This window comes from Paenibacillus sp. FJAT-27812 (assembly GCF_001273905.1).
Lineage (GTDB): Bacteria > Bacillota > Bacilli > Paenibacillales > Paenibacillaceae > Pristimantibacillus.
In genome coordinates this window covers 257,070-282,269 of sequence record NZ_LIGH01000001.1, presented here as the reverse complement: position 1 = coordinate 282,269, position 25,200 = coordinate 257,070, and the positions used below count along the sequence as shown (strand labels likewise).

Annotated in this window: 24 protein-coding genes; 21 read left to right on the top strand and 3 right to left on the bottom strand. The window is 48.1% G+C overall.

Features of this window, described 5'->3' with window-relative positions; translation table 11 throughout:
• Positions 1-37 precede the first annotated feature (37 nt).
• From ADU23_RS01255 to ADU23_RS01165, 19 genes are all read left to right on the top strand, one after another.
• Complete coding sequence (locus tag ADU23_RS01255) at positions 38-2,113, top strand: peptidoglycan D,D-transpeptidase FtsI family protein (protein WP_053372080.1); 2,076 nt, start codon at positions 38-40, stop codon at positions 2,111-2,113.
• A 205-nt stretch (positions 2,114-2,318) separates the two neighbouring features.
• On the top strand, positions 2,319-3,278 hold the full coding sequence (locus tag ADU23_RS01250) for a metal ABC transporter solute-binding protein, Zn/Mn family (RefSeq protein WP_157265543.1): 960 nt from the start codon (positions 2,319-2,321) through the stop codon (positions 3,276-3,278).
• Positions 3,279-3,310: 32 nt separating this feature from the next.
• A complete protein-coding gene (locus ADU23_RS01245; protein ID WP_053372078.1) occupies positions 3,311-4,117 on the top strand; it encodes a metal ABC transporter ATP-binding protein in 807 nt (268 codons plus the stop codon).
• A gap of 3 nt (positions 4,118-4,120) precedes the next feature.
• On the top strand, positions 4,121-5,062 hold the full coding sequence (locus tag ADU23_RS01240; protein ID WP_053372077.1) for a metal ABC transporter permease: 942 nt from the start codon (positions 4,121-4,123) through the stop codon (positions 5,060-5,062).
• A complete protein-coding gene (locus tag ADU23_RS01235; RefSeq protein WP_053372076.1) occupies positions 5,059-5,931 on the top strand; it encodes a metal ABC transporter permease in 873 nt (290 codons plus the stop codon). The genes ADU23_RS01240 and ADU23_RS01235 overlap by 4 nt, the downstream gene beginning before the upstream one ends.
• Before the next feature lie 179 nt (positions 5,932-6,110).
• Positions 6,111-7,538 carry an ABC transporter substrate-binding protein gene (locus ADU23_RS01230; protein ID WP_053372075.1) on the top strand — a complete coding sequence of 476 codons (1,428 nt, stop codon included), beginning with the start codon at positions 6,111-6,113 and terminating at the stop codon, positions 7,536-7,538.
• A gap of 185 nt (positions 7,539-7,723) precedes the next feature.
• Positions 7,724-8,476: a Cof-type HAD-IIB family hydrolase gene (locus ADU23_RS01225; RefSeq protein ID WP_141680443.1), complete on the top strand. Its 753-nt coding sequence runs from the start codon at positions 7,724-7,726 to the stop codon at positions 8,474-8,476.
• Between the two features lie 7 nt (positions 8,477-8,483).
• Positions 8,484-8,966: a DUF456 domain-containing protein gene (locus ADU23_RS01220; RefSeq protein WP_053372073.1), complete on the top strand. Its 483-nt coding sequence runs from the start codon at positions 8,484-8,486 to the stop codon at positions 8,964-8,966.
• A 31-nt stretch (positions 8,967-8,997) separates the two neighbouring features.
• Positions 8,998-9,723 (top strand): ThuA domain-containing protein, encoded by a 726-nt coding sequence (locus tag ADU23_RS01215; RefSeq protein ID WP_053372072.1) that lies wholly within the window; start codon positions 8,998-9,000, stop codon positions 9,721-9,723.
• A gap of 20 nt (positions 9,724-9,743) precedes the next feature.
• Positions 9,744-11,381 carry a putative polysaccharide biosynthesis protein gene (locus ADU23_RS01210; RefSeq protein WP_053372071.1) on the top strand — a complete coding sequence of 546 codons (1,638 nt, stop codon included), beginning with the start codon at positions 9,744-9,746 and terminating at the stop codon, positions 11,379-11,381.
• A gap of 166 nt (positions 11,382-11,547) precedes the next feature.
• Positions 11,548-12,246: a response regulator transcription factor gene (locus tag ADU23_RS01205; RefSeq protein ID WP_053372070.1), complete on the top strand. Its 699-nt coding sequence runs from the start codon at positions 11,548-11,550 to the stop codon at positions 12,244-12,246.
• A gap of 66 nt (positions 12,247-12,312) precedes the next feature.
• Positions 12,313-13,623: a sensor histidine kinase gene (locus tag ADU23_RS01200; RefSeq protein WP_331459216.1), complete on the top strand. Its 1,311-nt coding sequence runs from the start codon at positions 12,313-12,315 to the stop codon at positions 13,621-13,623.
• Between the two features lie 94 nt (positions 13,624-13,717).
• A complete protein-coding gene (locus ADU23_RS01195; RefSeq protein ID WP_053372069.1) occupies positions 13,718-14,941 on the top strand; it encodes a polysaccharide deacetylase family protein in 1,224 nt (407 codons plus the stop codon).
• A gap of 119 nt (positions 14,942-15,060) precedes the next feature.
• Positions 15,061-16,677 carry a copper amine oxidase N-terminal domain-containing protein gene (locus tag ADU23_RS01190; RefSeq protein WP_053372068.1) on the top strand — a complete coding sequence of 539 codons (1,617 nt, stop codon included), beginning with the start codon at positions 15,061-15,063 and terminating at the stop codon, positions 16,675-16,677.
• A gap of 54 nt (positions 16,678-16,731) precedes the next feature.
• Entirely contained in the window at positions 16,732-17,079 is a 348-nt protein-coding gene (locus ADU23_RS01185) for a thioredoxin family protein (protein ID WP_053372067.1), read from the top strand.
• A gap of 159 nt (positions 17,080-17,238) precedes the next feature.
• Positions 17,239-18,168 carry a COX15/CtaA family protein gene (locus ADU23_RS01180; RefSeq protein ID WP_053372066.1) on the top strand — a complete coding sequence of 310 codons (930 nt, stop codon included), beginning with the start codon at positions 17,239-17,241 and terminating at the stop codon, positions 18,166-18,168.
• The gene (locus ADU23_RS01175; protein ID WP_053372065.1) at positions 18,169-19,932 is read left to right on the top strand and encodes a UbiD family decarboxylase; all 1,764 of its coding nucleotides are present in this window, start codon (positions 18,169-18,171) and stop codon (positions 19,930-19,932) included.
• Positions 19,933-19,987: 55 nt separating this feature from the next.
• Entirely contained in the window at positions 19,988-20,698 is a 711-nt protein-coding gene (locus ADU23_RS01170) for a Cthe_2314 family HEPN domain-containing protein (protein ID WP_053372064.1), read from the top strand.
• Positions 20,699-20,717: 19 nt separating this feature from the next.
• On the top strand, positions 20,718-21,500 hold the full coding sequence (locus ADU23_RS01165) for an SDR family oxidoreductase (protein WP_053372063.1): 783 nt from the start codon (positions 20,718-20,720) through the stop codon (positions 21,498-21,500).
• 137 nt (positions 21,501-21,637) lie between these two features.
• Here the strand turns inward: ADU23_RS01165 and ADU23_RS01160 are convergent, their stop codons facing one another.
• Positions 21,638-21,883, bottom strand: coding sequence for a NifU family protein (locus ADU23_RS01160; RefSeq protein WP_053372062.1), 246 nt, complete (start codon positions 21,881-21,883; stop codon positions 21,638-21,640).
• 86 nt (positions 21,884-21,969) lie between these two features.
• On the opposite strand from ADU23_RS01160, the gene ADU23_RS01155 reads away from it, so the two are divergent.
• Positions 21,970-22,242, top strand: a complete 273-nt coding sequence (locus ADU23_RS01155; RefSeq protein WP_053372061.1) for a YuzB family protein — start codon at positions 21,970-21,972, stop codon at positions 22,240-22,242.
• A 4-nt stretch (positions 22,243-22,246) separates the two neighbouring features.
• On the opposite strand, the gene ADU23_RS01150 is transcribed toward ADU23_RS01155, so the two are convergent.
• Together ADU23_RS01150 and mqnE are read right to left on the bottom strand one after the other, a co-directional pair.
• Positions 22,247-23,314: an NAD(P)/FAD-dependent oxidoreductase gene (locus ADU23_RS01150; RefSeq protein ID WP_053372060.1), complete on the bottom strand. Its 1,068-nt coding sequence runs from the start codon at positions 23,312-23,314 to the stop codon at positions 22,247-22,249.
• Positions 23,315-23,377: 63 nt separating this feature from the next.
• Positions 23,378-24,481, bottom strand: coding sequence for an aminofutalosine synthase MqnE (gene mqnE, locus ADU23_RS01145; protein WP_053372059.1), 1,104 nt, complete (start codon positions 24,479-24,481; stop codon positions 23,378-23,380).
• A gap of 246 nt (positions 24,482-24,727) precedes the next feature.
• Here mqnE and erpA point away from each other — a divergent pair, with 246 nt between their 5' ends.
• Positions 24,728-25,090 (top strand): iron-sulfur cluster insertion protein ErpA, encoded by a 363-nt coding sequence (gene erpA / locus ADU23_RS01140; RefSeq protein WP_053372058.1) that lies wholly within the window; start codon positions 24,728-24,730, stop codon positions 25,088-25,090.
• Positions 25,091-25,200 lie beyond the last annotated feature (110 nt).

Genomic DNA, 25,200 nt, shown 5'->3' with positions numbered 1-25,200 from the left:
GTTTAAAATTTATGAATGGGTTATGAGGTGATAAGACGTGCAAGACGATCCGCAAAAGCGGGAAATTATCAATAGACGTCACTTTTCGTTCCGATTGAATTTATTTTTCTTTATTACATTTGCATTGTTCAGCGTATTGATCGTGCGGCTTGCCATCCTTCAGTTCGTCGAGGGACCTACTCTTAGCGCAGAAGGTTTGGACAAAAGCACGCGCAGCGTGAAGCTTCCGCCGATACGGGGCAATATTTACGATTCTACGGGTTACCCGATCGCGTATTCAACTTCAACCCAGTCCTTGTATTTCAGCATTCAGCCTGAGCTTAAGCTGGCGGATGCCAAGGAAAACGCGAAGGAAATGGCTGAAAAATTGCTAAAGGTATTTAATGAATTCGGAGATCCAGCTAAGAAAATGACAGTGGATGATATCATCCGTCAGATGGACCTCGATTTCAGACGGAATAATATTTCAACTCCAAGGCGGATTAAATCTGGTTTGACGAATAATGAAATTGCCTATTTCATGGAAAACCGCACATCCTTCAAAGGCGTCGACATCATGGAGGAAAGCGTTCGGAACTACGACACGGATTCAATAGCGGTACAGCTCGTAGGCTATTTGAAAAAATATAAAGGCATACGGGAAACGGTTGATTTCTACAAGGAAAAGACGAAGGAAGAGGACGCGCGTCTTCAGTACTTAGAGGAAGAAGACGTGGGCATGGACGGTCTTGAGTTCATGTATCAGGACATTTTGCGCGGTAAAAACGGCTTAAAGACTTACCCGGTCAACAATGCGGAACGCATTATTGGCCCGATGCAAATCACGACTCCCGAAAAGGGTTCCGACATTTATCTGACCATTAATAAAAACGTGCAATTATCCACGGAAGCTGCCATTATGGATCAATTGAAAAAAATAACAAAATCAACAAGCAAATTTGAGCGTGCGCCTTATGCGCAAACGGGATTTGCGGTAGCGATGGAAGTCGATACCGGCAAGGTCGTGGCGATGGCAAGCATGCCGGATTACGATCCGAATATTTGGGCAGGCGGAAGCATAAGCCAGGCAGATTACGAAAACTTCTCGAACATCCTATCCAATGGCACGATCCGTACGGTTTACGGAAAGTATACCCAAGATGAGATGAAAGAGCATCCTTCGTCCATTCTGCCTCCGGGTTCGACGATGAAGCCGCTTAGCGTTCTTATCGGATTGAACGAGAAATTGTTTACGACGACGACCCGTTATACGGATACGGGGAGATTCGCATACGGAAGAAAAGGTTATGAGACCTATATCGGCAACTCCCAAGGTCATATTTATGGCAGCATTGACGGAGCAGGGGCGATTGAAAATTCTTCTAACCCGTTCATGGCTGCGATGGTCGGCAACAAGCTTTACATGAGAGGCTCGCAAAAGGGCAAAAGCAGCGTTGAGATTTGGGACAGCTACATGAAGCAGTTTGGCCTCGGCGTGCTTACGGGCAGCGGATTGCCTAATGAAACAAAGGGCATCATTGAGTACTTTAAAGAGGCGGAGAGCGGCAGTGCGCAGTCCGCGCTGATACAGGCCTCTTTTGGTCAGCAAGGACGTTACACGACCTTGCAGCTTACGCAATATGCAGCGATGCTGGCTAATCACGGCAAACGGATGAAGCCGCAATTTGTTAATGAAATAAAGGATTCGGATGGAAACGTCATTCAAGGCTACACGCCTGAAATTTTGAATGAGGTTAATTTCCCTCTTGAATATTGGAAAGAAATCGAAACAGGGATGTCGAAGGTAAAATCACAAGGATTCGAAGGCGTAGATTATACCTATAGACGGAAAACAGGAACCTCGGAGCAATCGGTTGCGGGACGTACCGCAGAGAACGCGGTATTTATCGCCTACGCGCCTGCGGATAAGCCTAAGCTTGCTGTAGCGGTTGTTATTCCGGATGGCGGCTTCGGCGGTTATGGCGCTTCGCCTATCGCACGTAAGATTTTTGACGCGTATGATCAGGAGATAGGCTTGTATGGCGTGCCTAAGAAGAAGGCGGCAGACAATGCCGATGCCAATGCCGGTGCTAACGGAGCAGGGGATACAAACCAAAACGCAGCAAATGAATAAGGTAACGAATCGTCAAGAACAGGCTGGAGCTGACGCTCCGGCCTGTTTTTTTTATTTGTGAAAATGGGTGGGTTTTTAAAAAAAAATGTTGCACTTGAGAAACATTTTTGTGTATTATAAAAAAAGAGGCATAAGGCAAACTAAAATTCATAAGGGCAAATCTTATCGCATATAAAAAATGACAAGGAAGCAGGAGGTTTTATTCATGCGTAAAAAACACAAGGTTAATTCAGCTCTTCGCAGATTTATAATGACGATTATGTTTTTGGCCATAACGGCGATCGTGATGTCGGCTTGCGGTCAGCCGTCAGCATCAAGCGACAGCGGCAAGCTGAACATTACAGCGACGACGGGAATGATAACGGACGTTGCCCAGCAGGTAGGCGGCGAATTTGTGGAAGTGAGCGGCTTGATGGGCGCAGGGATCGATCCCCATTTGTACAAAGCGTCGCAAGGCGATGTGAAGAAGCTGGACAATGCGGACATTATCTTTTATAACGGATTGCATTTAGAAGGTAAAATGGCTGAGATGTTCGAGTCTTTGGAGAAGCGCAAGCCGACGGTTGCCGTGTCTGAGTATTTGACGGAAGATCAGCTGCATACTGCTCCCGGCCAGGGAGCAGGCATGCATGACCCGCATATCTGGTTTAATGTGAAGCTCTGGATTTCAGCAACCGAGGTCATTCGCGATACATTGGTTGAGAAGGATGCTTCCAACGCCGATTATTATAAAGAGCGTGCGGCGGCGTATATCAAGCAGCTTGAAGAGCTTGATGCGTATGCGAAGGAGCAAATTGCCCTGATTCCGGAAGCAAGCCGCATTTTGGTAACCGCACACGATGCATTCGGATATTTTGGCGAAGCCTACGGGTTAACTGTCACGGGTTTGCAAGGAATGAATACGATGTCTGAATATGGCTCGAAGGATGTCAGCAAGCTGCGCGACTACTTGGTCGAGAAAAAAATCAAAGCTGTTTTTATCGAATCCAGCGTACCTAAAAAATCGATTGAGTCCGTCATTGAAGGAGCGCGCCAATTAGGACATGAGGTCAAAATTGGCGGGGAGCTATTCTCCGATGCGATGGGCGATGCGGGTACGGAGGAAGGCACCTATATCGGAATGGTAAAGCACAACGTAGATACGATTGTAGCTGCCTTGAAATAGTTGAAATCAAGTTATGAAAGCGAGTGATGAACATGAGCCAAATCTTTACAGCAGTAAAGCCAAATACGAAGGCGATAGCACCGCTAGCCATTAAAGGATTGAGCGTGGCATACCAGAAGAAGCCGGTGCTGCGCGGCGTATCCTTTGAAGTGAATGAGGGAGAGCTGGTCGGCGTAATCGGTCCGAACGGAGCCGGTAAATCGACGCTGATGAAGGCGGCGCTTGGACTTATACCGAGCATTGGCGGGGAAGTGCTAGTATACGGAAAGCCATATAAGCAGCAGCGGAAAATAATCGGTTACGTGCCGCAGCGCGAATCGGTGGATTGGGATTTTCCGACGAATGCGCTGGATGTCGTACTTATGGGGCGCTATGGGCATTTAGGATGGTTTCGCCGCCCTAGCGCGAAGGATAAGGCGCTTGCGCTGGAGTGCCTCGGCAAGGTCGGAATGGCGGATTATGCGGGCAGGCAAATAAGCCAGCTGTCGGGCGGACAGCAGCAGCGTGTGTTTCTTGCGCGTGCGCTGGCGCAGGATGCGAAGCTGTATTTCATGGATGAGCCGTTCGCGGGCGTAGACGCCGCAACGGAGAAGGCGATTATTACCCTTCTGCAAGAGCTGAAGCTGCAAGGGAAAACCGTCATCGTCGTCCATCATGACCTAGCGACGGTTCAGGATTACTTTGACTCCGTTCTGCTGCTCAATGTGGAGCTTCAAGCCTATGGCCCGACAGAGCAAACCTTTACACAAGAAAAACTACAACGCACATACGGCGGGAGACTCGCCTTTCTGGATCGCAGCCTGCAGCCTCCGACACGCCATGGCGGAGAGGGTGAGTGAGCCATGGATAAAATATGGTCGATGCTTGCTGATCCGAACATGCAGTGGATCTTTCTTGGCTGCACGATGCTTGGGTTAAGCAGCGGAGTAATCGGATGTTTCTCTTATTTGAGGAAACAAAGCTTGATGGGCGATACGCTGGCGCATGCCGCTCTACCGGGAATATGCATCGCTTTTATGCTCACGGGAATCAAATCGATCGGACTGTTTCTGATCGGCGCGGGTATTGCCGGCATCATCGCAACGTTCGGCATTGGTTATATAACGAGAAACTCCAAGCTTAAGCAGGATGCGGCAATGGGCATCGTGTTATCTAGTTTTTTTGGGCTCGGAATCGTGCTGCTTACGTTAATTCAGCATGGCAATTACGGCAATCAAGCGGGCTTGGATAAGTTTTTGTTCGGCCAGGCGGCTTCGATGATCGCCTCGGACGTGATTACAATGACGGTTGTCTGCGTGTCGCTCATAACGATTTGCACGCTGCTATTTAAACAATTTAAAATCATCTCCTTTGATCCGGGCTTTGCTAAAGGCATCGGCTATCCGGTAGCTTTTCTGGAGCAATTGCTCATGCTGCTAATCGTAGTCGCTGTCGTTGCCGGCATTCAGGCGGTTGGTGTTGTGCTCGTAGCGGCGCTGCTCATCACGCCAGCCGTATCAGCGAGATATTGGACGGACCGGCTTGGACTAATGGTCGTCTTGTCAGGCTTGTTCGGCGCTGTCAGCGGTGCGGCAGGCACATGGATTAGCGCGTCCGTGTCCAATTTGCCAACCGGTCCGGTAACGGTGCTGGCTGCGACTCTGCTTTTCTGTATTTCGATTTTATTTGGCCCGCAGCGCGGCTTAATCGCCAAACGGATGCTGCGCCAAAAAGTGAAGCAGCGCTATATTCGAGATCATGAGCTCCACCTTGAGAGCGGCGTGAAGAAGGAGGCTGCTTTATGAGCGACTTTTGGATTTTGCTTACGGGTGCGCTTGTAGCCAGCTGCTGCGGCGTTCTGGGCGTATTTCTTGTCCTTCGCAAAATGGCGATGATCGGGGATGCCATCAGCCACTCGGTAATGCCGGGTATCGTTATTGCGTTGTTGCTAAGCGGTTCGCGCGATTCGCTGCTCATGATGTTCGCTGCGCTGTTATGCGGCTTGCTGACCACTTTTCTGATTCAAATGTTCCAGCAAAGCGGCATTCAATCCGACGCATCGATCGGAGTCGTATTTACGGCTTTGTTCGCCATTGGGGTCGTTCTTGTCAGCTTATATGCGCGTCAGGTGCATTTGGACCAAGACGCCATTCTCTATGGAGAAATTGCTTATGTGCACTGGAATATATGGGAGCTGGGCGGCGTCAATATGGGGCCGAAGGCAGTATGGCTGCTCGGAGTCACGCTGTTTGTCATCGTGACGGTAATCGGATTGTTTTACAAGCAATTTAAGCTTTGTGCATTCGATCCGGCGCTTGCAGCAGCAATCGGCATCCCTGTAGCTGTGTTTCATTATTTATTGATGGGTCTCGTCTCCATGGCAACGGTAAGCTCCTTCGAGAGTGTAGGCGCCATACTGGTTGTAGGCTTGCTGATCATACCTGCTTCCACCGCTTACTTGCTGACCGACCGCCTTGGACTCATGATTGCGCTGAGCGTAGCGGTTGGCGTTGCGAGTTCGTTCATCGGCTACGGGGCAGCAGTCATGCTGGACGCGTCGATTGCTGGATGCATGGTATGCGCGGCTGGGGTACTGTTCATAATTGCTTTTTTATTCTCTCCCTCGCAGGGGATTATTGTAAAAAAGATTCGTTTAAGAAGACTGGCATCATAATTATCGAATAAGAAGCAGGCTTTCGCATGAAGCGAAGCATGCTTCTTTTTTTGGATGCTGCATACATTATTTATGCGGATTCCTCCTTGAAAAGATGAAAAACTGCAACATTTATCCAGTAACCTACGTACTATATTTGGTACATATTAGAAGTAGAAAAAGGAGAGAGGAATTTAAAAATGAAAGCATTAACAAAATTTTCTTTACCGTTTGTAATCATCGCTATTATTTTATCAGGCTGCAGCTTTGGCGGGGATAATAAAGGACCGGATAAAAATCAGCCGTCTTCGCTGAAAGTCATGTATTATGACGAAAATGCTTTTTTCCAAGAATTCGGTATGGTGTTCTCGGCCTTGCATCCAAATGTTGAAATTGAAGTGATTTCGAACCAAAGTATGTATACAGGTGAAGTGAAGGATTATGATGCTGCACTGGACAAGCTGATTGAAGAGAAGCAGCCTGATATCCTTATGCTGAGTTCTGACCAGTACAAAAAGATGGCGCTGGACGGTAAGCTTTATGATCTGGATGCAGTGATGGAGAAAGAGAAATATGACACTGAAGGGCTTATCCCCGGCATGGTTGATTATTTGAGAGAAGAGGGCGGCGGCAAGCTGTTCGCGATGTCTCCGAATTTTTATAGCCAAGTTTTATTTTACAATAAGGACCTATTTGAAAAATATCAAATTGAGCTTCCGACCGATCGGATGAGCTGGGATGCGGTGCTGCAGCTTGCTCGCCGCTTTCCGACTGATGGAGAAGCAAAGGATCGGATCTACGGTTTGAAAATGGGCTATAACGAGGAGTTATTCGATGTAGCAAGCATGATTGCTTCTTCCGAAGGCGTCAACTATGTAAATGCATCGCAAAAGCAAATGACGATCAATAGCGACTCATGGAAAAACGCATTTCAAACTGCGCTTGATGCGGTCAATTCAAAGGCGCTTTATTTTGAAAGCATGAATAACCAAGAAGCATCCATGGGGTCGTCGTACGAGGATTACCTGATGAGAGATCCATTCGTATCCGGCCGCTTGGCAATGGCCATTGGCGACAGCAATTACGTCACGCAGATTAAGCAAGCGAGCAGCAACGAGAAGCTGAAGGATAAAGTGGTGGAAAATTGGGATTTGGTAACCGTTCCGGTCGGACAGCAAAATCCGGATCAATCCAATATGATGTCATTCAATAATTTGTTTGCAATCAAAGCGGATTCCCCGAACAAGGAAGCCGCATGGGAATTCCTTAGTTATGTAACGAGTGAAGATTACGCCAGAGTAAAAACGAAATCCAACAATTATGGCGGCTTGCCGGTTCGCACCAAGTATATAACGGATACGGAAGGCCGCAATTACGCGGCATTTTATAATTTGAAGCCAAGCACGAATAACAGCTACAAGGATTTTGATAAGCTGCCTCAAAACTTCTGGGGAGAATTTAGAGCGGCTGCCCAGCAGGAGTTTCAGAAGGTGAAGGACGACAAGCAGACTGTAGACGAAGCGCTTGGCATTTTGCAAGTAAAAGGCCAGGAGATGCTCCTCAAGGAGGACCCGGTCGTTTCGGATGAAATACCGGCTACCGAAGGAAGCACGACGGTTGTAGAGTAAGCAATTGAATGTCGGATCTTAGGAGCAGGCTTCCGTGCTTAAGCGGAGCCTGCTCCTTTTTTGTTTTGAGCTGCTATTGTTTAAAATTGTGAAGCGACTTTCGTTTGGAATCTGTCGCAAATGTGCTAAAATAATTTACTAGTTAGGTTAAATGAATGATACGGCTTTTACGAGGAGGCACAATATTGGGAGATTACAAATTGCTTGCGCTCGACATGGACGGGACGCTGCTTAACGAACAAAGTGAAATTAGCGCAGAGAATGCGGAGTGGATTCAAAAAGCGCTTGATGCAGGGGTTATTGTCATTTTTTCAACCGGACGCGGCTTCCGCAGCGCGCTGCCTTTCGCGGAGCAACTGAAGCTGGAAACGCCGATGATTACGGTAAACGGCAGTGAAATATGGCATCGCCCGCATGTGCTGCACAAGCGCACGCATCTCAGCGCTGTTTATGTGCAAAGGCTGCATGAGCTTGCTCTTGCACATGGCGAGCCATGGTTCTGGGCTTATACCGCTGATGAGATTTACAATAAGGAAAAATGGATCAGCCCCGCTGGCGACTATGCGTCGCATCATTGGCTGAAGTTCGGCTATTACACCGAGGATGACAGCATTAGAGAGAAGCTGCTAGCTGAAGTGCAGAGCTGGGGTGCGCTTGAAATTACGAATTCCTCTCCTCATAATTTGGAGCTTAATCCACTTGGCGTCTCGAAGGCAAGCGCGCTTCAAGAGCTGTGCGGCCTGCTTAATATCGAAATGTCGCAGGTCATTGCCGTTGGGGACAGCTTAAATGATATTGCGGCGATCCGCGAGGCCGGACTTGGCGTGGCGATGGGCAATGCACAGGAAGCCGTTAAGGAAGCGGCTGACTTCATTACATTTACGAACAACGAGCATGGAGTAGCGGAAGTCATCAAGCGATACGTTTTGAAAGGGTGAGGAACGTATGGATATTTTAGGCTGGATATTAGTTATTCTGCTATTCGTTGTCGGGATGGCCGGGGCTATTTATCCGATCTTGCCCGGAGCGCTTGCCATATATGGGGCATTTTTTGTTTATGGCTGGTTTTTCTCGTTTAGCGAGTTCGGCTTTTTGTTTTGGAGCATTCAGACGATCATAGTTATCGCGCTGTTTATTGCCGACTATGCGGTCAGCGCATGGGGCGTCAAACGATTTGGCGGCTCCCGAGCCTCGGTTATCGGCAGTACGATCGGCCTTATTTTTGGACCCTTTGTCATTCCTGCACTTGGCCTTATTATCGGTCCGTTCGTTGGTGCTGTAATTGGAGAAATCATTATCGGAACAAACATTCAGAAATCGCTGAAGGTAGGCCTTGGATCGGTTGTTGGTTTATTCACGAGCGTAGTTGTGAAGGTTGTTTTGCAGCTGGCTATGATCGTGCTGTTTGTATTGTGGCTTATTTTCTAAAGTGTGACTAGTTGAAAAGGTGGATAACACGATGATTAACGTAACGGTATGGAATGAATTTTTGCATGAAAAAATTCATGATGAAGTGAAAAACGTCTATCCGGACGGCATTCACCAAGCGTTGGCCAAAGGAATCGCAAGCGGAGATATTGAAGTGGCAACGGCGACGCTTGAGGAGCCTGAACACGGGCTTACGGTGGATCGCTTAGCGAATACGGATGTTCTGATATGGTGGGGTCACATGGGGCATGACCAGGTGGATGATGCCATTGTGGAGCGCGTGCAGCAGCGCGTGCTTGCGGGCATGGGCTTAATTGTTCTGCATTCCGGCCATTTCTCGAAAATTTTCAAAAAGCTGATGGGAACGGGCTGCGATTTAAAGTGGCGTGAAGCGGGCGAGAAGGAACGGATCTGGGTCGTTAATCCGTCACATCCGATTGCTGCCGGCTTGCCGGAATACATTACGCTGGAGCATGAGGAAATGTACGGCGAGCATTTTGATATTCCAGCGCCGGATGAGCTTGTGTTCGTAAGCTGGTTCGAAGGCGGAGAAGTATTCCGCAGCGGCTGCACGTTTAGTCGCGGACAAGGCAAAATCTTTTATTTCCGTCCGGGGCATGAAACTTACCCAACTTACTATAACCCACAGGTGCTGCAGGTCATTCAGAACGGCGTGCGCTGGGCAGTGCCATCGAACGCGGCTGCGCCCGTTCGCGGAAACCACCAGCCGCTTGAGCCCATTGGCAATAAAGGATAGGGAGACTTGGACAGACCATTATGTTAAAAAAAGACTCATTAATTAAAGGCACGCTTATATTAGCTGCCGCTGCGCTGATCGTGCGGTTTCTTGGGCTATTCCAGCGTATTCCGCTCGATTACATGCTTGGGCCCGCAGGGCAGGCAGCCTTTAACTCAGCCAATACGATTTATTTGCTTCTGCTAACGATCGCTACAGGAGGCATTCCACTATCCATAAGCAGAATGATTTCAACGCGTTATGCGCTTGGAAGGCCCGGCGAGGCTAAGCGTATTTACAAGGCGGCCTTGATGTTCGGTACCGTAACAGGGGTGCTTCTAGCTACTGCCATGTTTGTGTTTGCCCCTGCTTATGAACGAATATCGAAGGTGCCGGATTCCGTCTTATCTTTGCAAGCAATCGCTCCTGCACTGCTGCTGTTTCCGATTATCGCGATGATGCGCGGTTATTTTCAGGGCAGACAAATTATGTCCGCTGGCGGCATCTCGCAAATTATGGAACAGATTTTACGGCTCATCGGCGGTATCGGGCTAGCGCTTATCGTACTCGGCTGGGGCTGGGGCGATAAGTACGGCGCTGCGGCGATTGCCTTTGGCTCCGTGCTCGGAAGCATTGGCGCATTTTCGGTAATGATGTGGTTTTGGCGTAAGCTGAAGAAACAGGATCAAGCGGAGGCTGTGAAGTCCTCGGCAATTGAACAGGATAAGCTGCAGAGTTCTAACTTGCCTTATCGTACGATCTATAAAGAGATATTCCGCACCTCGATTCCAGCGGTAGTAACGGCAATGACTGTGCAATTTTTATACTTTTTTGATATGACGCTGTTTATGAGGCTGACGCAATCTTTTTATAACGAAAATTCGGCTACGAGGGTGTTGGCCGATTATACGACGAAGGCGATGGGCATTGCCGGCATTCCGCCTATTTTGGCCATTGCGCTTGGGGCTTCCATTATCCCTGTCATTTCGTCGGCTTTTTCGCTTAACAATATGAAGGAAGTGCAGCGTCAATCGTCGCTCGTGATGCGGATCGTCTGTTTTACAGGCGTACCGGTTGCCTTGCTGCTGACCGTAGCTTCTTATTCCGTTACGGGTCTGCTCTTTACAAGCCCGGGCGGCAGCGGCACAGTAGCTATGCTTACGGCGGGTGCGATTTTTCAAATTACGATGATGACATCGAATTCGATTTTGTATGGATTAAATCAGCCTAAGCTGCCTATGAACCATACGTTCATCGGTTTGGGACTTAAGGTTGTTTCCAGTATTGCGCTTGCGCCAGTGCTTGGCGTATACGGCCTTATTATAGGTTCAACCATTTGTTTTATCGTCATTACGATGCTCAACATAAGAGCGATCAATAAAGAAGTTAAGCTGAACGTGCTCGGCAGCAAATGGGTGGCCTATATGGTTGCAATTGCTGTGCCGGCGCTCGCTGGCTGGGGAGCAGAGTACGGTGTGCTAGCGCTGACGGATGCATGGGCTAACAAACTGTCTTATCTGGCGGCAGGAGCAGTCACGTCGATCGTAGTAGGCGGATTATACATCGTTTTACTGGCAGCGCTTCGGGTTATTACGCCGGAGGATGTACGATCATTCCCAGGCCCGCTGCGCAAGGTGCTGAATCTTATTTTAAAGCCTTTTTATAGAAAAGCAGTTTGATAGCTCGGCAAATAGATTTGTTCGGAAAATCGCTGTAAAATAGGTTGTTCCTAAAGCGGCATCTGCTGCTAGCCGGAACAGCCTTTTTTTTATTTTTCAGATAATAACCAAATGATGGATATCGTGCTATATTTAGAGATAGAGACAGATTGAAGGGAGTATAGGAATGAATAGGGAAACTATTCTTATGGTAGACGATGAGAAAGAGATTTTAAGCTTGATGGACATATATTTTAAAAATGACGGTTTCACGATGCTGAAGGCGTCTAACGGGCTTGAAGCGCTGGAGCAGTTAAAAAATCATAAGGTTGATCTTATTATCCTTGATGTAATGATGCCTGTTATGGATGGTCTAGAGGCCTGCATGAAAATTCGTGAAAAAAACCATATCCCGATCATCATGCTTTCAGCTAAAACGCAGGATATCGATAAAATATCGGGCTTAAGCCTCGGAGCGGACGAATATGTGACTAAACCCTTCAGCCCGCTGGTGCTGCTGGCAAGCGTCAAATCGCATATACGCAGAGCGAAGCAGTTTCATGCCAAAGCGGTCCTTAACGATAACGAAATGATTATCGATGATCTTATTATCAATACAGCGACGCATACCGTTACCGTCGACCAGCAGGAGATTAAGCTGACGCCTCGCGAATTTGCGATTCTTAAGCTACTGGCAGTCAATCGGGGCATCGTTTTGAGCATGGATAAAATTTACGAGGAAGCTTGGAACGAGCCGTTTATGGAATCCAAAAATACAGTCATGGTCCATATCCGCAAAATCCGGGAAAAAATTGAAAAGGATACCCAAAAGCCAAAGTTTATAAAAACGGTATGGGGGATCGGCTATAAAATGGAGGCGCTATAGCAGCAGCTTCCAGCTTGTGATGCATGCTAGCGTAGCGAACATGAACATACAAATAAAGGTGATGACATGATAAAGTTTAATATAGCTGCTTCTGTAAGCTTAGGTGCAGCATTGCTGCTGGCGTTCGCAGCTCGCTTGCTGATTGCTTTCATGATTGACATTCCGCCTTACGACAAGCCATTGCAATGGATCGTAGAAAATATCGGTTCTACCGTGATGATGATTGCTGCCGTTATTTTGTTTTTTGGCATCGGCTATTGGAAGCTAATAAATCGCAAGGCGATGGGCAACAAGCTGTTCCGCACCATTCGCTGGACGTTTATGTACGCGTTTCTGCAAAGCTTAGGGCTGATGGTTGGCTTCGTTATAATAGGGCATTTGATCGCTTATATTCTCATCCAACATACCTCCTATCATGGTACCTTGGATTGGATCGTGAACCATATCGGCTCAACGCCTGTTATTGCGGTATTCGGCTGCTTGCTGTTTCTTGCCTTCTTTTTCTGGACGAGTAGGAATATGATTTTGTATTTAAAAGAAATACGCCAAGGGCTTCAGCAGATGGCGGAGGGAAAGCTCGATCATGTTATCCCGGTCAAAGCCGCAGATGAGCTAGGAGAGATTGCCAGCAGCATCAACATCCTCGGCGAGCAATTCAAGCAATTGCTGCAGGAAGAAAGAAATGCCGAGAAAACGAAAAACGATTTGATAACGGGCGTATCGCATGATTTACGCACGCCTCTTACGTCCATATTGGGGTTTCTAGAGCTTATTGAAAACGACCGTTATCAGGACGAGGTGGAGCTGCGTTATTTCGTAAACATTGCCTTCGAGAAATCGCAGCATTTGAAACGGTTAATCGATGATTTATTTGAATATACGAAGCTGAACAACGGCATGCCGCTCGCGATGGAGGAGCTTGACATCGTTGGTTTCACGATGCAGCTCGCCGAGGAATTTGTTCCTAGTCTGGAGAAGGCGGGGATGAGCTGCCGCATTCAGGGGGCGGAGGATGCCTTATGGATTATGGCAGACGGCGATTTGCTCGTACGCGCCTACGACAATCTCATTGCCAATGCGATTCAATACGGCCATGCCGGAAAATCGATCGATATTCGTATGGAGAAGGCGCAAGATGAGGCGATTATTCAAATCGTTAACTATGGCGAGCAAATTCCGGCCAAAGATATTCCTTATATTTTTGACCGTTTTTACCGTGTTGACCAAGCGCGGTCAGCTGAAACGGGAGGCACCGGGCTTGGTTTGGCGATTACGAAAAGCATCATCGAAGCGCATAACGGCCTGATTACGGTAACCAGCACGGCGAAGGAGACGGTGTTTGAAACACGTTTTCCGCTGGCGCATAGCAAAACTTAAGATTTATTTAAGCAAATGTTAAGCAGGAAGAAGTGCGGTCGATAAGATCCGTCCTCTACACTACTTATTAATAAGACTAAGGAGGATAAGCGCTTTGGATCGTATAAAACAAACCGCAATTGCATCCGTAATCGCTGTTGCCATGATGGTAGGATGGCTGACGTCAGGCTGCTCGAACGATAAGAAGGTGAATCTCCAGTTTGTAGTCAATGACAACAAAATCGAGACAAAAGCGTCGGCGCGCATCCGTGACGGCAGACTGATGGTACCGGAGGCTTATCTTGAGGAAATATCACAGAAGCAAATAGAATGGCTGACTTTGCCTCCCAAAAACGAAGGTGCTTATTATTCCGATGAGGTAGCCGTACTTATGTATCATGATATTAAGCCCGTTCCAAAAGGCGATTCGATTATAGCGGTCGAGCGATTTGAGAAGCAGATGAGCTTATTGAAGCAAAATGGATTTAAAGTCATCAGTTTAGCGCAGTATGAAAGCTTTATGCTAGCCAATGGCGAAGTGCCGGATAATGCGGTATTGATTACTTTTGATGACGGCTATGAAAGCTTCTATCAGTACGCTTTTCCTATTTTGAAGAAATACGGCTACTCGGCGGTCAGCTTTGTCATCGTCTCTTCGGTCGGTGACCATACGAAGCCGGAAACAACGAAGCTTGGCTGGGATCAAATGAGGGCGATGCAGAAGGAGGGGATGAGCTTTCGCAGCCATACCTATGACATGCATCAATATAGCGCGGTGAATGAAGCCGGCGACACAACGCCTGTTATGGTGAGGCCTATTTATGACAAAAAGAATCAAAGGATCGAAACAAAGGATGAATACGTGAAGCGCGTGATCGCGGATTTGCGCAAGGCGGAGGAATCGCTGCGAAGCGAGCTCGGAAATACGCAAAGCGCAATCGCCTTTCCATTTGGAGCATACAATGCGGTTGTCTCGGAGCTGACGAATGAGGCAGGCATTCCGATTAGGTTTAGTACAAGAGAGGGCATAAATACGAGATTTCATCATACGGGCTACCGAGTTAACGGAGCGAAAACGGGAGAAACCGAAGAAGAGCTGATCGAAAAGCTGAAGCATTTGGGCGACAGAACGGAAAAAAACGGCGATGCGGCCATTTTGATTATGGATGGGCAAGAGGCTGTGGATATAGGTTTCTCCAAAAATCAGGATACGCAAGAGAACCTGATCTCTTTGCGGGATTTTTGCCATTTTTTCAACTGGACGATCAAATGGGATAGGCGGCATAAGCTGGTTGAGATCAAGACGCTAGAAACGCCATTTTTAGCGGAAAAAACCTAACAAATTCGACAAAACTAGCTCTTTCCATACATTTACAATGCATAGTGTCTCCTGTACAATGAGTAGAGTTTGTAAATAAAGACGGACTACTACTTATCGTTATAAAAGGAGACGAATGAATGAGAAAAATTTTCGCAAAACCTAGCAAGCTGATCGTGCTTTTATTAGCGTTTACACTCGTATTCGCAGCGGGCTGCCAGGCTATTTCCAATCTTGATTTCAATACGGTGTTGAAAAATTCCCTTAAGGTAACTTCAAGCGAAGGCAAACAATCGGTAGAGCTGCAGCTTCTGCTTGATGAAGCGGCTTACGAGGGTTCTTCGAAAGAGGAGCTCGCGTTGATGAAGCTCGTATCCCATTTAAAATTGCAGCTTGATAACGTAAAAGCACAGGATAACTCGCATGTATCCTTCGACGGCAGTTTGATTTTGGGAGACGCGACGAGCATTAAATTTTCGTTGAAAATGTCCGATAAGCTTGCGGTATTGGAGCTGGAAGGCGCAAAGCAGCCTTTTGTGCTTGATCTGACGAGCAATGGCTTGCTTGGTTTGACCGGCATGTCAGATTTGACGGGCTTGACCGGAGAAGCTGCAGCCGCGGATGCGACTAAGCTGGATCAGGCTGCTCTTACGGAGCTTGGCCACCAAATGATCGATACAGTCGGTACATATGTCATTCAAAACTTGCCGAACCCGGAGCGCATCGATGTGAAGCCCGTAACGGAATCGATTTACGGAACCTCAACTTCTTTGATGCAAGTACATATCGACATGACCGGTGCTGAGATTTGGACTTGGGTGAAAAAATATGTGGATGCACTAGTCGCTGACCGTGCAGGCCTGGATAAAATGGTAGCAGGCGTGTTCGAAATTCTTAAAACCAACCCGGATGTTTGGGCGGCTGCCGGGACGATAAACCCATTTGAAGAAAGCGGAATCGATGCTCCTGATCAAGCCCAAGTGTTGAAGGAAACAACCGATGGCATTGCGCTTCTTCTAACGGAGCTGCAAGGAGAGCTTAACCAGCTTGCGGAAGACGACAAAGAAATGATTGATGGGTTAAGCAAAGCGTTAACGATTAAAGCCGATGTTTATGTCGACAGCAAGCTTGATATCCGCAAGCAGGCTTATGAGCTTACTTACGTGCCAGTCGCAGAGCTGGAATACGGCGTGCTTCCATTTAAGGGCATAACGCTCAAGGTAGAAAGCGAGTCTTGGAATGTGAACGGCACGGTTAAGGCTGAAGTGCCTGTCGCTTCAGAAAATGCGGTACCTATTGATAAGCTGTTTAACATGCAGGGCTATCAAGTGCTTAAGCAATTTAATGAGAATTCAACCCTTTATGACTTGCTCAAAAACAAGCTTCACATCAATAAACAAAATATTACTTGGTACTCATACCAATATTATAATCCGGCTATTGTAACGGCAGGCAATATTACGATCATTCCGCTCCGCGATACGGTTGAACAGCTTGGCGGCAAGCTTACTTATGATAAGAATACAAAAAGCTTAAAGGTATTCGACGAAGCGACGAACACGACGATTCTGTTGAAGAACGGCAGCGATGCTGCGGTCGTCAAAGGCAAAAACGTAAAATGGTCTTTCCCAGTCACCGTTATTGACGGAGTAACGTATGTTCCGGCGCGTAATTTAGCATCTGCGCTAAAAGCAAAGATTGGCTGGTCGGTTATTAGCGATGAGATGAGAATATTTACGCTCGACCGGGAAGTCTAAGCAGTAGTTATCGATACCGCAGCGGTTTCATTACGATTCGTTTAGGGGTGCTACATGAAAAAGTTAACGACAGATGCGCAGTTTCGTGAGGCGGTTGCAAGCGAAGGACTCACGATTGCCGTATTCAAAACGACTTGGTGCAAGGATTGTCACTTTATTGACCCATTTATGCCTGATCTGGAGCGTCATTACGAAGGAAAGGTCACTTTCGTAGAGCTTGATCGCGACGATCTTCCCGACCTTTGCTCCGAGCTTAACATTTTAGGGATACCAAGCTTTATCGCTTTCCGCGAAAGCCAGGAGCTCGTGCGCTTCGTAAGCAAGTTGCGCAAGACGCGTGATGAAATCGAGGAATTCGTAGATCGAGCTATACAAGTCAGCGATGCGCTGACCCATAAGTAATCGTTAGTCCGCGCTAGAGGGAAAAGCATTCCTTCTCGTGCGGGCTTTCCTTTTTTATCGCGCTTCTACTCGGAAGTGTCACATTTTCAACATGGCTTTTGCCTTTTTTTATGGCTATAATTGAACTGTTATTAAAACATGAAATAAGGTGATTTTATTATGGTAACCGGGCGTTTTCGCGCGTTAGCTATCGCTGCGTGCATCGGAATGCTTCTTGTACTGCTCGGCGGAGCATTAGTCACGAATACAGATTCAGGGCGCGGCTGCGGTGATGATTGGCCGTTGTGTCATGGAAAGTTTATTCCTGCTTATACGATTGAATCCATGATTGAATACTCGCATCGTCTTGTGACCGGCTTTGAAGGCCTGCTTGTTCTCGCTACATGTCTTTCCATGTTTTTGAAATTCAGAAAAAACCGCGCTGGCTACAGTGAGCCATTGTTTTATGCGGGAGGCGCATTGCTGTTCACCATTATTCAAGCGCTAATGGGGGCGGCAGCCGTCATGTGGCCGCAATCGCCGCCGATAATGGCCATTCATTTTGGCATATCGTTAATCGCGTTTGCTGCGACGCTGCTGCTCGTGATCTGGACGTTCCGAGCTAAAAACGGACCTCCAGTGGAATTTAAAGTACCGCGCTCGATATTTCCTCGCGTGCTGGCAACTGCGATTTTTTGTTACATTGTCGTTTATCTTGGCGCTTTCATTCGGCATACCGATTCAGGCGGCGGCTGCATAGGCTGGCCGTTATGCAACGGAGAGGTCGTTCCGGAGATTAGCGGCGCAACAGGGGCTGTATTCATACACCGGCTGGCAGCGATGACGCTAGCTATCAGCTTGGCAGGCTTGTTTATTCATATTCGCAAAGTAAGCATCGGCGGAGCGGGTTTGACGAAGCCGGCAGCATGGACTTTGGGGCTCGTTATTACGCAAATATTCAGCGGCGCGCTGCTGACGTATACGATTTCGAATTCGAATTGGTTTTTGTTCACCAATTTATTGCATAATCTTATCGTTACCGGTCTGTTTGGAATTTTAATGGATATATTAATTCGTTCGTGGCGGCTAAGGGAAGGGCGTGGAGGATAAGTGAGCTTTAAAAATTTACGTGAGTTTTTGGACGTGTTAAAGCGTGAAAATGATTTGGCAATTATAGATGCACCCGTAGATCCTAATCTAGAGGTAGCAGAAATTCATCGGCGTGTAATCGATGCGGGAGGGCCCGCTTTATTATTCACAAATGTGAAAGGGAGCCCGTTCCCCATCGTGACGAATTTATTCGGGACAAGCCGCCGGGTTGACCTTGCATTCGGCCCGCGGCCCGAAGCGCTTATGAAACAAATTATAGGAGCGGTAGACCGCGTTCTGCCGCCGACGCCTAAGGCGATATGGGGCGAAAAAAACTTAATCTGGGATATGCTTAAGGTAGGAATGAAAGAGGTTCCTGCCGGCGGCGCGCCTATTCTACAGGCCTGCAAACGCGAAAATCCGCTTGCAGGTTTGCCTGCGATTACAAGCTGGCAGGATGACGGCGGTCCGTTCATCACGTTGCCGCTCGTCTATACGGAACATCCGGAGCACCGAAAGCAGCACAATCTTGGCATGTACAGAATGCAAATCTTTGATGATTCCACAACAGGCATGCACTGGCAAATACATAAAGGCGGCGGCTTCCATTACCACGAAGCAGAGAAACGGAACGAAGCGCTGCCGGTTTCTGTTTTTCTCGGCGGGCCTCCCGCTCTAATTGCATCGGCAATCGCTCCTGTACCGGAGCATTTGCCTGAGCTGCTGCTTGCGTCGCTTATTATGGGCGGCAAGCTGCCGGTCGTCAAAGACCCGAACGGCTCGCATCGCATTCCGTCAGAAGCGGAATTTGTGCTGAGCGGCCATGTGCCGCCGCATATTAAGCGGGCAGAGGGACCTTTTGGCGACCATTACGGCTATTATTCCTTGATGCATGATTTTCCGATATTCAACGTCAGCCATATGTGGCATCGGAAAGATGCCATCTATCCTGCGACCATAGTCGGCAAGCCGCGCCAAGAGGATTATTATATGGGCGAGTTTTTGCAAAAGCTGCTCTCGCCGGCATTCCCGATGGCTATGCCTGGGGTTAAGGATTTATGGACATACGCGGAGACCGGCTTCCATGCGCTTGCCGCAGCCGTCGTTAGGGAAAGCTACTCGCGTGAAGCGCTAACGTCTGCATTCCGCATCTTGGGAGAAGGACAGCTAACGCTCACCAAATTTCTGATCGTTACGAATCAGCCTGTAGAGCTTGAAAATTTCCCGGTGCTGCTTGAAACGGTGCTGGAACGCTTCCGGCCGGAAACAGACCTGTTTATTTTTGATAATACATCCCATGATACGCTTGATTACACGGGCGGCAAGCTGAACCACGGCAGCAAAGGGGTTATGCTGGGCGTTGGCGAACCGATTCGCGAGCTGCCAAGCGACTATACCGAAGGAGCAATCGATGAGATTACGGCTGCACAGCCTTATTGCCGGGGTTGCTTAGTCGTTTCCGGTGCATCCTATGAGCAGGAGCCGAAGCTGGCACAGCGGCTGCTTGAGCGCCTGACGGAGAAGGAAACAGAGTGGCCGCTCGTTATCCTTGCTGATGATGCGGCCATCGCTGCCGCGCAAACGCCGTTCTTGTGGACGGTATTCACGCGGTTTAATCCAGCGGACGATATATACGCGAATTCAGATATTCGCCGTCACCACTTTGGCTACAAGCTTCCAGTCGTAATCGATGCGAGAATGAAGCCGGGATACCCGGATGAATTGTTCCCGCGCGAGGATATCGTGAAGCTGGTTGATAAGCGCTGGAGTGAATACAAGCTTTAATAGTTTTTGCTGAAAAAAAAATTCGTCATTCTCATGCAGAAGGGACTGTTCGATTATGCTGCGTTTCCTGTTTAATGAGCCCCTAAGAGAAGCGGAAGGAACACTTGCAGAAACGTTCCGTTTAATGGATCAGTTCGTTTCGATCTTGTCCAAAAAAATGGCGGCAGGCGGAGATATCGGAAAGCTTCGCAAGTACGAAATATGGACGTTAGGCCTTCGCTCGTCATTAGATGAGCTTGAGCAAAGCCACTATGTTGCGCTGCATTTTCAGCATAAAATTACTTCCTCTTCGGTTAAGCAAATGACAGATGAAGAGAGAATCCATTATAATCGTTATATCTACTTTGATAAAAATGCCTTTATTCGCGTTTTCTCCTTGCTTGATAAGCTTGGCACACTGCTGAATGAGCTTTTAGACATGAGAACCGAGCGGATAAAGTCACATTTCTCCTATTTTACGGTTTTGCGCAATATGCGCGAGAAGAAAGCACATCCGGAGCTGACTTGGAAACTGAACGATGTGAAGGAGAAATACAAGGAACCGATGACAAGGCTGCGCAAGCGCAGAAATACCGAAATTCATTATATGAATTCGGAAATGCAGGATGATTTGATCCAAAGCAGCCGTATGTATGGCGAGGAGATCAAGCTTGAGAACCTCGCTGAACAATCAGCTGATTTAACGCAGGGGCTGTATCTGGCGATGGAATCGCTGCTGTTAACGTTTCAATATGCATGCGGATTAATGCGAAACAAGCATCAATAATCCCAAAGGGGGAACACTCGTGGGACTCAAGGGCAAAACCGCGTTAGTAACAGGCAGCGCGAAGGGGCTTGGCAAACGTACGGCGCTTCAGCTTGCCGAGCAAGGCTGCAATGTTGTTATTAATTACTACGAGAGCGAACTTGAAGCAAGGCAAGTTAAGGCACAGATCGAGCAATTGGGAGTTAAAGCGATTACGGTGCAGGCCGATATTGCAACGACCGAAGGCGCGGCGAAGCTTGCGGATGCCGCGGAGCAGTGGGCAGGCGGCGTTGACATTCTTGTCAATAATGCCGGGCCGTTCGTCCGCAAGCGGCGGCTCTTCAGCGAATACGACGAAGAAACGATCATTAGGCTGCTGCATGGCAATCTATTAGGCGTCATGCTGCTCGACCACCGCCTTCTACCGGGCATGCGCGAGCGCAAATGGGGGCGGATCGTCCATTTTGGCTTTGGACACGCGGGTGAGGCAAGAGCTTGGCCGCACCGTGCCGTGTATGCCGCTGCGAAGACAGGGCTCGTATCGTTTACGAAGTCACTAGCTGTGGAAGAGGCGCCGCATGGCATCACGGTTAATCTAATCGGTCCTGGCGATATTCGCGGCGTGAACAAGGAGCGGTCCATTGCCGAGGTAGAGGAAGAGTACGATAACGAGTCGCCGATTGGACGCCCTGGCGCAGGGGAGGATGTTGCGCGCGTGGTGCTTTTTCTCTGTGACATAAATTCCAATTTCTTGACCGGCAACGTCATTGATGTCACGGGCGGCTTCGATCCGATCGTAGCCAACATCAAAGGCATGTTCTAATCTGCCTTGTCTATGAAACTATAAGCTCACACAAAAAAAGAGTCTTACCGGTAAGCTAAGGAGGCATGCTCCCCAGCGCCGGTAAGACTCTTCGTTATTTTGTCAAACATGAGGCGAGCTTGAATCGTTCTTATCTATTAAAATACTTGAACGACTTCGACTACACCTTCAACTTCTTCGAGAAGTGCACGTTCGATACCCGCTTTAAGCGTGATCGTCGAGCTTGGGCAGCTTCCGCATGCACCCATCAGACGAAGTTTGATGATGCCTCCTTCGACATCTACCAATTCAACGTCGCCGCCGTCGCGCTGCAAAAACGGACGAAGCTTATCGAGTACGTCCAAAACTTCATCGTACATCGTATCTTGTACTTGTTCACTCATTGCAATCATCTCCTTTCTCCCCTATTATAGTACAAAGTGAAGCAATTGAAAATGGATAGTAACTAAGTAAAGTTAGGTGAAGCATGATGTTTAAACCAATGATCGAATTTTGTGCCAGCAATATGCATCATGGCACTGACCGTATAATGAATGAATTTGAGCAAAATGATGAGTTCGAAGTAACCGAATACGGCTGCTTGGGCAATTGCGGCGAATGTTATTTGAATCCATTCGCTTTGGTCGATGGCGAGATCGTATCCGCCGAAACGGTGGACGAGCTGCATGCCAATATTTTAAAAGCAATCAAGCAGCAGCAAGCGGATAAAGAAGCGCTGGATAAGCTGCTGGATGATTTGTAAGAAGCTAGCCTAGGTGACGCTTGGAGCGCCAGAGCACGCCGCTCTTAACGAGGCGTGGCACGCGGCCCATGATGGCTGTGCCGCCCATAAGGCCGAAGCCGCTTTTCTTGCCGAGCGAGCCGAGCACGCCCTTTAGCTTGATCTTGCCAAGCCTCGGTGTTTTGTCATGCCAGATCGCTTGAAGCACCTCGGCAATTTGTTTGCCTTGCGCGCCTGCTGCTTGACCGCTTGGAGAAAGCGGCAATGCTGCGCAGTCGCCAACGATATAAACATCATTGTGGTCTGGCAATTGATGATATTCGTTAATAACTAGTCTGCCCTGATTATCCTTTGGCAAATCCATACGCTGAACGAGCGGCACGGGCTGAATGCCAGCCGTCCATACCGTTACGTCTGTATATATAGGCGTTGTGGAATTGCAATCATGCAAAATTCCGCCTTCGACACGCGTTAAGCCGACATGGCCGCGCATCTCTACGTTATGCTCCTCGAACCATTCTGCTACAAAAGATTGAAGCTTGCTCGGGAAAGCAGACAATACGCTCGGACCACGATCCAAGATGCGGATATTAAGGTCCGGGCGGCTTTCGCGAAGCTCAGCGGCTACCTCAACACCGCTAAGCCCTCCGCCTACGATGGAAACCTGACCGTAAGGCTTAACGTCATTCAGCTGCGCATAAGTCTGCCTTGCGGCAGAGAAGGTTTGGATGCTTGTAGAGAACTGCTCCGCACCTTCGATGCCATGGTATTTGTCGGTACAGCCAAGGCCGATAACAAGCCATTCGTATTCCATCGATTCCTGTCCTTCGATGTGAACAAGCTTTAGCTCCATGTCGACATCGGTTACTTCCCCGTATGCCAAGGAAATTCTAGGATCAACCGGGAATTTGACACGCAGCTCCAGGTCCGAAACCGTTCCGGCGGCAAGCGCGTAATATTCCGTCTTCAAGCCTTGAAACGGCATCCGGTCAATCAATACGATGGAGACATCGATGGGCAGCTGCTTCTCCAATAATTCGTTAGCGATGGCAAGCCCGCCATAGCCTCCGCCTAAAATAATAAGTTTTCTCATATGATTTCCAACTCCACGCCTCTAGATGATGATTCTATTTTGTGCTTCCGTGCTGTCGATTACTCATTCATAAACTTTGATTTCATTGTAAAACGTGTCGCGTTCAACCGGAATGCGGCCTGCGCCTTTAATAAGCCAAATCAAATCCTCGCGGGTAATGCCCTCTGGCGTTAAAGCGCCTGCGGCATGGCTGATCTTTTCCTTCACGATCGTGCCGTGAGCATCGGATGCGCCCATCGTTAGAGCAACCTGCGTCAGCTGCACGCCGATGTTGATAAAGTAAGCTTTGATGTGCTGGAAGTTGTCGAGCATCAAACGGCTGATTGCGATGGTTTTCAAATCCTCGAATGCCGAGTTGCGGCGGCGTATGCCGGCTCTTGGGTTGATCGGCTGCATCGAAAGCGGTATGAATACAAGGAAACCATTCGTTTCATCCTGAAGCTCGCGGATATGCATCAAATGGCGAATGCGGTCTTCCTTCGTTTCGATCGATCCGTACAGCATCGTCGTGTGCGTCCGAAGTCCAAGCTCATGCGCCGTACGGTGAACCTGCAAATATTGCGTAACGTCGGCTTTGTCCACACGCATTTTTTTACGGTAATGGTCGGATAAAATTTCCGCGCCGCCGCCAGTCAAGGATTGCAAGCCCGCTTTCATCAGCTCTTGAAGCACATCACGGTAAGTGAGTCCGCTAATGCGCGAGAAAAAATCGATTTCCGCAGCTGTGTAAGCTTTAAGGGTAACCTCTGGAAACCGATCCTTCAGTGCTTTGAGCGAATCAACATAATATTGGAACGGAACATTCGCATTATGGCCGCCGACGATATGGAATTCACGAACACCAGGGTGGAAATGCTGTTCGACGTATTCGATCATTTGCTGACCGCTAAGGGTGTAGGAGCCTTCTTCGCCCTCATCTTTACGGAAATTACAGAAAGCGCAATGAGCTTCGCAGACGTTCGTGAAATAAAGACTCATGTTTTCGATAAAATATACCTTTTTGCCATTCTTGCGCAGGGCAACCTCATTAGCTAGCTGCCCAATCGTCAGCAGATCATCTGATTGATATAAGAAAACGCCATCCTCAAGCGTCAAACGCTCTCCATGACGCACCTTCTCAATAATGTGCTGCATATGTGTATCCTCTGTCGGTATTACGACGTTCATGGCCAAGCCTCCTCGATACTTAGTAGTTTGTGAAAAAAAGAACTTTCTTTTCCGTTTAAAGAAGCTGTAACTATTATAAACCTCATACGTAACATGGGCAATAAGAAAAGTAATTCATCTTCCAACAAATGGGATATGAGGATGTAGGCATGCTGCTCTTGAGCAACTGAACAAACTGGAGTATACTACAAATAAGTAAGTGAAAAGCAATCGAATTGATTATACGGATAAACGGAGGGATGTAGCATGATCACGATTAGTGATACGGCATCTGACAAAATAAAAGAAATGCTCGCAGAAGAAGGCGGTCCTGAGCTATTCCTGCGTATCGGCGTTAAAGAAGGCGGCTGCAGCGGCTTCTCCTATGGAATGGGCTTTGACGATGAAGAGCATGCCGGAGACAAAGCGATTGACATGGAAGGCCTTAAAGTAGTCGTTGACGAGGACAGCATCAAATATTTGAACGGCCTCGTTATTGATTTTAAAGAATCGGCAATGGGCGGCGGTTTTACGATCGAAAATCCGAACGCCAGCGCTACATGCGGCTGCGGTTCATCATTCCGTACTGCTTCCGATGCAGGCAAACCGGCTGCAGCGGGTGAGTGCTAAAACTTGTCAGCAATAGTTATCTTCCGGAATGCGTATGAAATTCATATGCATTCCGGAAGTTTTTTTTGTTCGTATTTTGGTTTTAAGTCTATCAATCAACCATCTTGGGG